Annotated in this window: 10 protein-coding genes and 3 pseudogenes; 3 read left to right on the top strand and 10 right to left on the bottom strand. The window is 46.0% G+C overall.

Translation table 11 applies throughout. From position 1 onward, the window contains the following. Positions 1-577 precede the first annotated feature (577 nt). The 10 genes and pseudogenes from IPG31_13155 to IPG31_13110 form a co-directional block, all read right to left on the bottom strand. Positions 578-1,197, bottom strand: a pseudogene (locus IPG31_13155) (C39 family peptidase). A gap of 86 nt (positions 1,198-1,283) precedes the next feature. Next, the gene (locus tag IPG31_13150; GenBank protein MBK6619246.1) at positions 1,284-1,655 is read right to left on the bottom strand and encodes a hypothetical protein; all 372 of its coding nucleotides are present in this window, start codon (positions 1,653-1,655) and stop codon (positions 1,284-1,286) included. A 121-nt stretch (positions 1,656-1,776) separates the two neighbouring features. Further along, complete coding sequence (locus tag IPG31_13145) at positions 1,777-2,778, bottom strand: hypothetical protein (GenBank protein ID MBK6619245.1); 1,002 nt, start codon at positions 2,776-2,778, stop codon at positions 1,777-1,779. Positions 2,779-2,822: 44 nt separating this feature from the next. After that, positions 2,823-3,829 (bottom strand): annotated as a pseudogene (locus IPG31_13140) (hypothetical protein). A gap of 331 nt (positions 3,830-4,160) precedes the next feature. Continuing rightward, positions 4,161-4,796 (bottom strand): annotated as a pseudogene (locus IPG31_13135) (response regulator transcription factor). A gap of 20 nt (positions 4,797-4,816) precedes the next feature. Continuing rightward, positions 4,817-6,031: a PAS domain-containing protein gene (locus IPG31_13130; GenBank protein ID MBK6619244.1), complete on the bottom strand. Its 1,215-nt coding sequence runs from the start codon at positions 6,029-6,031 to the stop codon at positions 4,817-4,819. An 832-nt stretch (positions 6,032-6,863) separates the two neighbouring features. Then, the gene (locus IPG31_13125) at positions 6,864-7,106 is read right to left on the bottom strand and encodes a hypothetical protein (protein ID MBK6619243.1); all 243 of its coding nucleotides are present in this window, start codon (positions 7,104-7,106) and stop codon (positions 6,864-6,866) included. A 63-nt stretch (positions 7,107-7,169) separates the two neighbouring features. After that, positions 7,170-7,451: a cell division protein FtsB gene (gene ftsB / locus IPG31_13120; protein MBK6619242.1), complete on the bottom strand. Its 282-nt coding sequence runs from the start codon at positions 7,449-7,451 to the stop codon at positions 7,170-7,172. A 7-nt stretch (positions 7,452-7,458) separates the two neighbouring features. Continuing rightward, a complete protein-coding gene (gene eno, locus IPG31_13115; GenBank protein ID MBK6619241.1) occupies positions 7,459-8,745 on the bottom strand; it encodes a phosphopyruvate hydratase in 1,287 nt (428 codons plus the stop codon). Positions 8,746-8,829: 84 nt separating this feature from the next. After that, positions 8,830-10,503, bottom strand: coding sequence for a CTP synthase (locus tag IPG31_13110; GenBank protein ID MBK6619240.1), 1,674 nt, complete (start codon positions 10,501-10,503; stop codon positions 8,830-8,832). A gap of 175 nt (positions 10,504-10,678) precedes the next feature. On the opposite strand from IPG31_13110, the gene sdhC reads away from it, so the two are divergent. Genes sdhC through sdhA form a run of 3 tightly spaced genes read left to right on the top strand, consistent with a single transcriptional unit; the run spans position 10,679 to position 13,183 of the window. After that, positions 10,679-11,071: a succinate dehydrogenase, cytochrome b556 subunit gene (sdhC, locus tag IPG31_13105; GenBank protein MBK6619239.1), complete on the top strand. Its 393-nt coding sequence runs from the start codon at positions 10,679-10,681 to the stop codon at positions 11,069-11,071. Next, complete coding sequence (gene sdhD, locus IPG31_13100; protein MBK6619238.1) at positions 11,065-11,418, top strand: succinate dehydrogenase, hydrophobic membrane anchor protein; 354 nt, start codon at positions 11,065-11,067, stop codon at positions 11,416-11,418. Before sdhC ends, sdhD begins: the two co-directional genes overlap by 7 nt. 1 nt (position 11,419) lies before the next feature. Beyond that, the gene (sdhA, locus tag IPG31_13095; GenBank protein ID MBK6619237.1) at positions 11,420-13,183 is read left to right on the top strand and encodes a succinate dehydrogenase flavoprotein subunit; all 1,764 of its coding nucleotides are present in this window, start codon (positions 11,420-11,422) and stop codon (positions 13,181-13,183) included. Positions 13,184-13,199: the final 16 nt, after the last annotated feature.

The following is a 13,199-nucleotide window of genomic DNA, read 5'->3' as shown; positions in this document are numbered from 1 at the left end:
CAAATGCCATGCATTGCCAGTGGAGTTTTATTATTCTGCGGTATCTTTACTCAAAAAATCAGCATTACTGTAAATTTGGCATAATCAGATCAGTAATAACTGTGACTAGACCTCAAGTCCAGATTCTGCAGATTACTTATTTCTATATTGAGCTCATTAATACTTTTAATCGACTGATTATCCAAACTATTTTGAATAATAGAACCGATAACTGATCCGGACCAAATCTGCCCCCAAGTTTCCACTTCCATTTTGGATCAACACACCGTCTATCGGGAATTGTATAAATGAGGAAGCCGTTTCAATTCCATTCAGAAAATCAGTCTTTCCAGACTTATATTAACAACCATTCCATTTTGGCAGGGTAAAGCCGCCTCTTTGCTGGGCCAACTCATCATCAGTCGCGCGTATCAATTGGCTGTATGGGTCACTAAAAAATATCGTCAGCATATCCAGCATCTGCCAGCGTATCTCGGGCAACAGCAAGATTTACCAAGAAAGTCAGCAACAACACCAACTGCAAAATTTTATGCTTGATCATATCGTTGCAAGTAAACATGCCAGACACCCAATATAGTTAAAAATCCAAAGGACCTGTCACCTGTCCGCGTATCAGCACGAAATATTCGCTTAAACTTAACTGGTCAACCGCACCCCTAACGGAGCCAAATGGGTATGCCATTCTTCTTGCTTGCGATGCTTCTGTCTGAATACCACCGTTATCATGGACCATAAATAAAATACGCTCACCCACATCTTTTCAAATTCATCGCGAGGAATAATTTTGACACCTACCGCAGGATCACCAACCAGGACTTTTTGCTCGGTTACACCCTTGATAATAACGAAATGTAAATAGCCATTAAGATCAATAATTGTAATTGCCGGACTATTGAATTCGCGCAATTTATCCAGGTTTATCTTAAATCCATCCGAACCGTAACCATGCCGCCCCAGATAGTTTTTCATATCGAGCATTGAAAAACCTTGATCCTTAATTTTTTCCTGATCGCCATGCTCATACATTTCTAGAAATACGGTCTTTTCGCTCACCACATTACCGTAATGAAACGTGAGCAGACTAGCCAACGCTGCAGAGCCGCAACTAAAATCAAATTCTTGTTTATAAACCGTATCAAACTTCATCTCGGCAAAACTTTTGTCGAGACAAGATAATTCCACCTCCCGCCATTCCATTCAGATCCAGCGCAACGAGATGGCTACTCACCAACATCGTCATAGCGGTCAAAAACAATTTATGCAAGAAGTTTTTCATAACAAAATCAATTCACTATGGTGACATTTACAATGGTTGAATCTTGAATAACCACATTGTTACCACTATTTTGAATAACCGAAAACATGCCGTTGGCTCCAGAAAAAGCGCTGGTATCAATTATGTTTGTGCCGGTGACATTGTTAGTTGCCGTGTTACCCGTCAATGTTGCCTTAACATTCATAGTATTCAGCACGGTGCTATCCACCCCACCCATTCCTCGTACCTCGTCAAGTTCATCCAGCGAAACAATCCCAGTTGAAGGAAAGCCCGCAGTTATCGAATCATTTGCAAGCTGATCGGAAGAAGCATTAACGGTACAAACAGGCAATATCAGGGCAAAGAGAAAAGACACATTACCTTTTAATATTGGCTTCATTCTGTTCTCCAGAGTTTATAACTTCGTTATTTGGTGGAAGTTGCCGACAGGACCACCTTCCCCATCGGCAACTCTTCACTGACTAAAGTTCAGCTAAACACCGAACGATTAGTGAACGAAATTACTGGTTAACATTCACGTTACCCTGAAAAGACACTTGTTGCTGTGTCAACGCATTGGCAGCATGATTTTGTACAACCTGGTTGATACCAGCAGCACCGTTGAATGCAGCGCTAATAGTATTGTCAGCAGCATAAGCAGCATCAGCTGAACCTGAAGCTACGGATACACCTGATCCCGCACCTTCGCCTGTTACCGCACCGCTCAAGTCTGAGTTATTGACTGAGTAGGTGGCAGAAGCATTGCCGGTTTGTGCTGCAGCAGACCCATTACCATTTGCCGCTGTTTGGCTGTTGTCGCTGTTATTGGTGTTATCAACAGAAGCGGTACTGCCATTGTTGGCGGCAGCACTGCCAGAACCAGCATCTGCAAAACTGTTATCGCTGTTATCACTGTTATCCACGGTAGCAGTGCTGCCGTTGTTGGCAGCGGCACTAGCTGAACCTGCATCTGCGGAACTGTTATCGCTGTTGTCGTTGTTGTCCACGGTAGCAGTGCTACCGTTGTTAGCGGCGGCGCTAGCTGAACCTGCATCTGCAAAGCTGTTGTCGGAACGATCAGAAGTAGCGGTACTGCTATTGTTGGCTGCAGCATCTACACCAGTAGCCGAGCTGTTGTCGCTGTTGTCGCTGTTGTCGCTGTTGTCGCTGTTGTCGCTGTTGTTACTGTTGTCAGTATGATCATCAGTAGTAGCCACTTGGCTGTTGTTGCTGTTGTCGCTGTTGTTGCTGTTGTCGCTGTTGTCGCTGTTGTTGCTGTTGTCGCTGTTGTCGCTGTTGTCAGTATGGTCATCCGTTGCATTCGCCACGCTGTTATTGGTATTGTCATATGCGGTTGAATATTCGTTCGCAGCAATGCCAGCACTGTTTTGATCACTGGTTGCAGTTGCAGTTTGATCGTTTACGGTTTCAGCGGTATTCGTCGGATTGGCCCAAGCGTTACCCGCAACACCAAAGCAAGTACCATACTCGCAACCAACACTTTTTTTATTAAATTGATTCATGTTTTTCTCCTTGATTAGATATTTCTTAATATGCTCAACTCAGATTACTGAGCATTAACATTTACGTTGCCTTGGAAAGACACTTGTTGCTGTGTCAAGGCATTGGCGCCGTGATTTTGGACAACCTGGTTAATTCCAGCCGCCCCGTTAAAAGATTCCGAGATGGAATTGCTGGCTGTCAGAGTTGCAGCACCTTCTCCGTCACCAGAAGTGACAACTGCACCAACACCCGCTCCCGTCACCGTACCACTAAGCGCAGAGTTATTAACCGAATAGGTCGCGGTTGCATCACCATTTTAGCCGCTGCCGACCCGGTTCCGTCTGCTGTTGTATAGCTGTTATCAGAGTTATCGGTGTTGTCTACTGTTGAAGTACTCTGATTATTGGCTGATGCCGAACCTTCCGATGCAGTTGCATAGCTGTTGTCGCTGTTGTCGCTGTTGTCTGCGGAGGAAGTGCTGTTATTGTTTGCGGACGCAGAACCTTCAGAAGCATCAGCATAACTGTTGTCACTGTTGTCACTGTTATCTGCTGTTGAAGTGCTCTGATTATTAGCTGATGCTGAGCCATCTGAACCAATTGCATAGCTGTTATCAGAACGATCAGAAGTAGCGGTACTACCATTATTAGCAGCAGCATCGTCTGCACTGGCAAAACTGTTGTCGCTATTGTTGCTGTTGTCGCTGTTATTACTGTTGTCACTGTTGTCACTGTTGTTGCTGTTGTTATCAGTGGTATTCAGCACGCTGTTATCACTGTTGTTGCTGTTATCGCTATTGTTGCTGTTGTCGCTGTTGTCGCTGTTGTCGCTGTTGTTGCTGTTGTTGCTGTTGTTATCAGTCGATGTTGTCTGACTGTTGTTTGTATTGTCATATGCTTCTGAAAATTCATTCGCTGCGATACCTGCTCCGCTCTGGTTGCTGTCCGCAGTCGCTGTTTGATTTCCGGCAACTTCAGTCGCTGTATTAGTCGGATTCGCCCAGGCACTGCCTGCAGCGCCAAAAGCAAGCACAATACTCGCCACCATAACTTTCTGTTTAAATTGACTCATTTTTAATTCCTCTTAAGTTGAGAATCATAGGTTTTGAATTACGAGGTTACAACCCAATCATTTGAATCGCAGTCGGGTTATGAAACATTATCCGGCCACAACAAGAAAAGGAAATAAGCAGATTATTTATTTTGATATAAAGAAATTCTTTAAATTAATTGTATGGAGCCCGTACTGACGCAGATATCGATAGCTGCAATGAAGGCACTGATGCAGAGGCAAGGGCAGACTGAGGGTCTAGCAAAAATTGACAGCTGGTAATTTTTCAGCAATATCTCCCAGAAACAGGAGTTCAGAAAAAATACGAATTAAAAAAACCCAAAAACTGTGGCTATACGCGGATTAACCCACAATCAATCGCCAGCCGTACGAGTTGAACAGTATTCTGAAGCCCCAGTTTTCTCATGATGCTGGCATGATGAACACCGACTGTCTTGGGGCTGATGGAAATGATTTCTGCAATTTGCAGGACTGAATTACCCTCAGCAAGCAGTGTAAATATCTGAAATTCTCTTTGTGAAAGAATATGCAGGGGATGCTTATCACCATCGCCCTGCATGCCGTCGTTCAGCATATTTGACGCTAGTTTGGCATCAATATATGGTTTTCCCTGGCTTATCCGGTTAACTGCTTCCAGCAACTGTTCAGGGGTACATTGTTTGGTAAGGTACCCTGTCGCCCCCATATCGAGCACCCGCTTTACCATAATCTCACTACTATGCATACTCAACGCAAGTATGTTCGCTGCCGGATTTTTTGATTTGATACGATGAATGGTTTCCAGACCACCAATACCCGGCATATTGATGTCGATAATCACCATGTCTGGTTGATATTCCTGATAAAGAACACAGCCGGTTTCACCATCGCCAGCCTCCGCCAACACCATAATCTCTTTAGTACTTTCGAGAAAGTAGCGATACCCGGCCCGCACGACAGGGTGATCATCTATCAGAACGAGGGTAATCAGCTTGGCACTCACGTCAGTTAACTGTGCGACTCAAGCGGTAATCTGACAGCAATCTGAACGCCGTTGCCGGGTGAACTTTGCAGCAAAAATTCGCCACCGGCAGCAATAACTCTTTCACGCATGCCAAGCAATCCCAAACCTACAGATTTTTGCTCAATATCAAAGCCGATTCCATCATCCTCCACACTCAAAAGCAAAGTATCAGGGAGTATAGGCGAGTTCTTTTCTCGACCCAATTGCACCACCACCTTCCTGGCTCGCGCATGCTTGCAAACGTTATTGAACGCTTCCTGAATCAAACGATAGATTGTAATAGAAACTATTTTGTCAAATGCGCCTGCGCCACCAATACTGTCCGATATCATCAGCTCAAAATTGATATGTGGATGGTGTCTACACCAGTCATTCTGTAATTCACGAAGACTATCGACCAGCCCCAGCTTATCGAGCATTACTGGCCGCAATTCCTGCAACATGTCATGAACGACGCCATGCATGGTATTTGCAATTTCTTTAATCGACTGGACACGCTCATAAATGGCGGAATCCCGCTCAACGTGCCCAATAACCACCTGCAATTCAGCGCGTAATGCCGTTAGCCACTGACCTAACTCATCATGCAATTCTCGCGCAATATGATGACGCTCGTCTTCCTGAATCTCATAGAGTCGACGGGTCAGCAATCTGTTTTCTGCCAAAAGTCTATAGTTATCCTCAGATGTTCTAGCTATGTCTAAACTGGCCTCTGTCAGCCTGCTGATATCGCTGCTAACCCCAACCAAACCAGCGATCTGGCCACTATTATCATAAAAAGGAGCGAGCTCAGTCGAAAAATGAACCTGCTGTCCATTCTTTTGGGTAATGCTGTAACTTAAGTCGGTAACAGATTCACCAGAATCAAGCGTATAGCGATATTTTTCCTGGAGATTTGTCGCCAGACCGGGGGGGAACAATTCAAAAACTGTTTTACCTATCACCTCACTGATCGTTAATCCGACACTTCTGGCAAACGCGAGACTGACACTGGTATAGCGCAAATCCGTATCAAGATAGAAAATGGCAATCGGGATTTCTTTGAGTAGCGCATCTCGCTCAGCACGCAATCGCTCAGCGTTCAAATCGGCACTGCGCCGACCGGGATTTTCTCTTTTCTGGAAAAGACTATTCAGCAACTCGATCTTGATATTATTTTTGATGCTGCTGACTTTGCCAACATCTAGTTTGTAACTCATGATACCTCCTCGATCAATACCTGCCGGAACCTACAGATTTCGCCTGGATAACTCGTTAAAGAAAAAATTTGTAACATGCTGGGGTGAAGCGATAACACCGGTCACAAACCAGGTTTATTCGTCTTTATAATGATCTTATATTCTATATACAGCACAATTCATGCCATTAATTTTATACACTATTTTTCAGGATGTTAAATAATGCACATTTAATTGGCCTTTCAAAGTGTAAAAATTTCCGACAAAGTAACCCTATTTAGCGCGCCTCTCTTTTTTATCAAAAAAAATTTGATCAGGAATGTGAAAAAGATATTAGCTCCAGCCCTCTTCAATAGAAGCCAACCACTAACTATGGGCAATCCAATGCAAATTCAACAGCATCTCGTCAAGATGAACGACCCTGGCATCAACACCAAGAATATCTTAATGATCGGGCAGGCTTGTTAATGTGGCATTTCGCACAATTGAACATGTGGCACAAGTCTACCCTGCCATAGGGCAGCGAAATGGATTTATCAACTACACAAACTGATGGAGGTTGACGATACTTGAATAAGTTGTCACCACGGTGAAAATCAAGATCGCAGCATTGAAAGGAAAAAACCCAACACGCGTAGCAATTGATAACCAAAGCAAATGAACCACGGCTCATCACCTTGTAACCAATCTCGACGACTACTCATAAAACAGCAGAAAAATTCGTTTGATATTATTTCTGCCCAGCTCATTTGACGGGCACCCGTCTCTAAAAATTTTTTGAGGGGTAAATAAGACGAGGTGCAGATTCTTTAGAGATGCCGTTGACCAATGGGATTATTCATCACCAAAAGACTTACTCATCAACGCCTTTTATAACATCCCGATATTGCTGGAAATGACTTGTATTACAAAAATACTTTCCCTGACTGGCGATACTCTCACTTTTTGGCAGATGTACCCCGCAATGGGCGCAACAGACCATGTCTTCAATTGCGGTACGGTGATTATTATCTTGCTGATTAGTTTGTCGCACCTGTTTAACAAACCAGTAAATCAACACTCCTAGTACAATCAAAGCTATCCATTTCAATATCATTGTTTGTCCATAATCGCAATCCACATATAACATTGCAACAATTGCCTTGCAGCCATACGCCTATTATCTTAGCTCCTGCGCCAGCACGCGGAAAAATAATTCATTTTGACGAATCATGCCCAATTCACTGCGGGCGAGTTCCTCGATAGCATCCAACCCCACCTTTAGATTATCAACCTCAGCTTCCAGGATAGTATTTTCTTGCAGCAAGAGCTGATTGCTTTCCTGCAGGGCAATTACCTCCTGCTTCATCTGCATTATTTCCAGCCAGCCGCCCTTGCCATACCACAACGGATATTGAGCTAGCACAATCAGAGCAATCAGTACGACAGCCAAAGCTTTCATTACATTTCTACAACTTTAACTGATAAAAGGCCGAGCGTCCGGCATAACGGGCCAATTCACCCAGGTCTTCTTCAATTCGAATCAGCTGGTTGTATTTTGCCAGTCTGTCAGATCGGGACAAAGAACCCGTTTTGATCTGCAGGGCATTGGTGGCAACAGCAATATCAGCAATAGTGGTATCCTCTGTTTCTCCCGATCGATGCGAAACTATCGCAGTATATCCAGCACATTTCGCCGCTTCGATGGCATCCAGCGTTTCAGTCAATGTACCAATCTGGTTGACTTTGATCAGAATAGAATTAGCAATATTTTGCTTAATTCCCTCTTTTAAAATTTTTGTGTTGGTCACAAAAATATCATCACCCACCAATTGCACATTTTTACCCAGGCTTTCAGTCAACAGTTTCCAGCCATCCCAGTCCTGTTCACTCATGCCATCTTCGATACTGATGATCGGGTACTTGTCCACCCAACCTGCCAGATAATCGACAAACTGAGCCGAAGTGAGCTGCAGTCCTTCCGAGGAAAGATGATACCTGCCGTCGCGATAAAACTCGGAGCTGGCGCAGTCTACTCCGATGGCCACATCGGAACCCGGCAGATAGCCCGCTTCATCGATCGCCTGGACAATTAGCGCAAGCGCTTCCTCATTACGGGCAAAATTTGGCGCAAATCCCCCTTCATCTCCAACTGTGGTCGCCATGTTTCTTTTATGGAGCAGTAATTTGATCTTGTTGAAAATTTCTGCGCCACAGCGCACTGCTTCACGAAAACTCGGCATTCCTAGCGGGATGACCATAAATTCCTGAATATCAAGGCTGTTATTGGCATGCGCGCCGCCATTAATCAGATTCATCATTGGTACGGGCAACCACTTGGCATTAACGCCACCCAGATACCGATAAAGCGGCAGACCGGATTCTTCCGCCGAAGCTTTGGCCACCGCAAGGGATACAGCCAGAATAGCATTCGCGCCAAGCCTGGATTTGTTATCACTCCCATCCAGCGAAATCAGGGTTTGATCGATAAAACACTGTTCGGCAGCATCCAGTCCCATAATCGCTTCAGCAATCTCAGTATTGACATGTTCTACCGCTTTCAACACCCCTTTCCCGTTAAAACGATCTGCATCCTCATCACGCAACTCAACCGCTTCCCGCGTGCCCACGGAGGCGCCGGACGGTACCGATGCACGACCCAGAACGCCCGACTCCAGCAATACATCGGCTTCTATGGTTGGATTGCCACGGGAATCCATAATTTCACGGGCGATGACATCTACGATTGCACTCATGCGACTTTCCTTGTGTTATTCATTTGTATTATCTAATTAAATTAAATGGGTCGTTATTTTTTAAAAAATCTGATGGCTCGCCAATCAGCTCGCCAACACATCAATATTTTGAGATTTCTTTGACTCAGATTTAGCGGCAAATTTAATTGCCGCCTTAATGTAGTGATTAAACAATGGATGACCATTACGGGGCGTTGAGGTAAATTCCGGGTGAAATTGGCAGGCCACAAACCAGGGATGCACGGATTGTGGCAATTCAATCATTTCACACAAATCTCCTTCACCGGATAACCCACTGATTAACATACCCGCTTCTTCCAGCTTCGGAATATATTTGGCGTTTACCTCATAACGATGGCGATGCCGTTCAATAATTTTGTCAGCACTATAAATTTTACTCGCTAGAGACCCCTCTTTTAGCAAACACTCCTGTCCACCAAGACGCATGGTGCCTCCGAGTTCAGTTTTGGCAGAACGTTTTTCAATTTGACCATGACGATCACGCCATTCAGTAATAAGCCCCAACACCGGATAGGGGGTATCAGGATCAAACTCGGTGCTATGCGCTTTTTTTAACCGCAGCTGGTTGCGTGCAAACTCTATGACCGCCAGCTGCATCCCCAGACATATCCCCAGATAAGGCACCTGGTGCATGCGGGCATAATTGATCGCCATAATTTTTCCTTCGACCCCACGCTTGCCAAACCCACCTGGTACCAGAATCGCGTGCTTGTCCTTGAGGCAGTCCGCTCCCTGCTGTTCGATATCTTCTGAATCAACATAATGAATGTCTATCCGGCAGCGAGTATGAATACCCGCATGAATCAACGCTTCAGTCAGCGATTTGTAAGATTCGGTTAAATCAACATATTTCCCCACCAGAGCAACCGATACCCTATGCTCAGGATGCTCCAGCGCCTCCACCAGTTTCTTCCAGGCGGATAATTTTGCCGCTTTTGCCAGTATGTTCAGTTTGTGGCAGACAATTTCATCCAGCATTTGCTCGTGCAGCAAAGCAGGAATCTTATAAATACTGTCGACATCGACCGCACTGATGACTGCTTCCTCACGTACATTGGTAAATAATGCGATTTTGCGACGCTCTTCCAGAGGCAGTGAACGGTCCGAGCGACAAAGCAACACATCCGGCTGTATGCCAATTTCGCGGAGCTCCTTGACGGAATGCTGTGTCGGTTTGGTTTTAAGTTCCCCCGCCGAGGCAATATAGGGTAATAACGTCAGGTGAATGAAGCAGGTGTCCTCGCGCGGCAACTGTACCGACATTTGCCGAATAGCTTCCAGAAAAGGCAGGGATTCAATATCGCCGACTGTTCCGCCGATTTCTACGATTGCAACCTGCGCATCCCCTACCCCATTACGAATAAACAGTTTAATCTCATCGGTAATATGCGGAATAACCTGAACCGTTCCGCCTAAATACTCTCCCCTGCGCTCTTTACGGATAACACTTTCATAAATCTGTCCGGTCGTAAAATTATTGCGACGCGTCATCTTGGTACTGATAAACCGCTCGTAATGTCCCAGATCAAGATCCGTCTCTGCGCCATCCTCCGTAACAAAAACCTCTCCATGCTGGAATGGATTCATGGTACCCGGATCAACGTTGATGTAGGGATCGAGCTTGAGCATGGTCACTTTAATTCCACGGGTTTCCAGCAATGCCGCCAACGAAGCCGCAGCAATACCTTTACCAAGAGATGAAACAACTCCACCTGTCACAAAAACGTATTTGGTCATGTAAGGATAGGTTTTAACAAAATAAAATTATTGGGTTCACGTTGTACAAAAAGCTCACGGGCAGACCACTCCAGACAAAGTTGATGAGCCGATGTGAGAGAATTGGACTAAAATACCAGTCAAATAATAAAGCACCGGCGCAGTTACCGTTCCTAAACAACTCGGGATGACTTTTATGGAAGCGCATTTTCCAAAAAAAAAGGGGCCGAAATATCTTGATCTGCTGCGCATCAGGCAGCCACTGCCCGCCATTGTCTCCATTCTGCACCGCATCAGCGGGATACTGCTATTCTTTCCCGGGATACCACTGATACTGTATGCGTTGCAAACGGCATTGTACTCCCCAGAAGGCTTCGCTCATTTACTGTTCAATCTTGAGCACCCAATAGCCAAATTATTACTGTTACTGGCAGCCTGGTTCTATCTACACCATCTATGCGCAGGGGTTCGTCATCTTGCTCTTGACCTGCATTTGGGCTTATCCCTGCCACAAGCGCGCTTCAGTAGTAAGCTAGCGCTATTCTCGGGCATTATTTTAACAGCATTGGTCGGAGTATGGTTATGGTAAGGCGATCAAACCGAGTGGTGACTGGAGCACATTTTGGCTTGCGCGACTGGTTGACACAACGTGTAACTGCAGTGTTGATGGTACTTTATACCGCATTTATTGCCATATTTGTAATTTCGCGCCACCCCATCGATTACGGTGAAATCAGATCGTTATTCAACAACCAGTGGATGCAAATAGCATCTTTGCTGTTTTTTCTCGCATTATGCTGGCATGCGTGGGTAGGTGTGCGCAATGTGTTAATGGATTACATTCATCCAATGGCTGTTCGCTTAACAATCCAGATCATAGTGATTACTGCACTCTTATTCTATTTTGCTTGGTTTGTATACATTCTGTGGGGCTAGCGTGGCAATAAATACAAGAAAATTTGATGTTGTAATTGTCGGTGCCGGAGGTGCTGGCATGCGCGCTGCCTTACAGCTGTCCGAAGCGGGTCTCAAGGTAGCAGTGTTATCCAAAGTATTCCCCACACGCTCGCATACGGTGGCTGCACAGGGCGGAATTGCCGCATCGCTCGGTAATGTCAGCGAGGACAACTGGCACTGGCATATGTACGACACGGTTAAAGGCTCCGATTACCTTGGCGACCAGGATGCCATCGAATACATGTGCCGCAAGGCGCCGGAAATTGTCTACGAGCTCGAGCACTTTGGCATGCCGTTCGATCGACTGAAAAACGGCAAAATTTACCAGCGGCCATTTGGTGGACAATCCCAGCATTTTGGCGGCGCCCAGGCTACTCGTTCCTGCGCGGTGGCAGACCGGACCGGACATGCCATGCTGCACACCCTTTATCAGCGTAATGTCAGCGCCAATACCCAGTTTTTCGTCGAGTGGCTGGGACTGGATTTAGTGCGCAATCAACAAGGGGATGTCCTGGGAGTTACTGCGCTGGAGATGGAAACCGGTGAAACCATGCTGCTGCAGGCACGTGCAACCCTACTGGCCACAGGTGGTGCAGGCCAGATTTTTGAAGCCAGTACTAACGCTTTTATCAATACTGGTGATGGGTTGGGTATGGTAGCCCGTGCCGGCATACCGCTGGAAGATATGGAATTCTGGCAATTTCACCCAACCGGCGTTTATGGCGCAGGCGTGCTCATCAGCGAGGCAGTACGCGGTGAAGGAGGTTATCTACTCAACAATGCAGGCGAGCGCTTCATGGAGCGGTATGCGCCAAATGCAAAGGATCTTGCCAGCCGCGATGTGGTATCACGTGCACTAACGACCGAAATTCTGCAAGGCCGTGGCTGTGGACCGAATCATGATCATCTGTTATTGAAACTCGATCACCTTGGTGCAGAAATGATCAAATCCAAGCTACCAGGTATCCGCGACATTGCCCTGAAATTCGCACACGTCGATCCAATCGATCAGCCCATACCGGTGGTTCCAACTGCGCACTACATGATGGGTGGCATACCTACCAATTTTCATGGCCAGGTTGTTGCCCCTTACAAAACCGGACCAGAAGAAGTAGTGACTGGTTTGTATGCGGTCGGCGAATGCGCCTGCGTATCTGTACACGGTGCTAACCGCCTGGGCACCAACTCCCTGCTGGATATCGTTGTATTCGGTCGTGCGGCAGGTGAGCAGATTATTGAGGACCTCAAAAACAGTCATCACCATCAACTGTTACCCGAAGATGCCGCCGAACTCACCCTGTCGCGCCTATCTCGCCTCGAAACACAGAAAGATGGCACTTCTGTTGCGAAAACTGGTGCGGTGCTGCGTAAAACTATGCAGCACTACTGCGGTGTGTTTCGCTTCCCAGATCTATTGACACAAGGGGTCAGCAAAATCAATGAAACTGCTCAACAGGTCAGACAAACCGAAATCCGTGATAAAAGCCGCATATTCAATACAGCCCGGATAGAAGCGCTGGAACTGGATAATCTGATCGAAGTAGCAATTGCCACTATGGTTTCGGCTCAGGCCAGACTGGAAAGCCGAGGTGCACATGCACGTGATGACTATCCTGAGCGGGATGATCGTAACTGGCTAAAACACACATTATTTTTCAGTCAGGATCAGCGGCTTGATTATAAACCGGTGAGACTGAAACCACTTACGGTAGAATCTTTCCCTCCTAAACCAAGAACCTACTAACCAGCCTATCGGACAT

It is taken from the genome of Nitrosomonas sp. (assembly GCA_016703745.1).
Taxonomy (GTDB): Bacteria; Pseudomonadota; Gammaproteobacteria; order Burkholderiales; family Nitrosomonadaceae; genus Nitrosomonas.
Note: the sequence above shows the minus strand (reverse complement) of the source record. Positions and strands in the feature narration are given on the sequence as shown.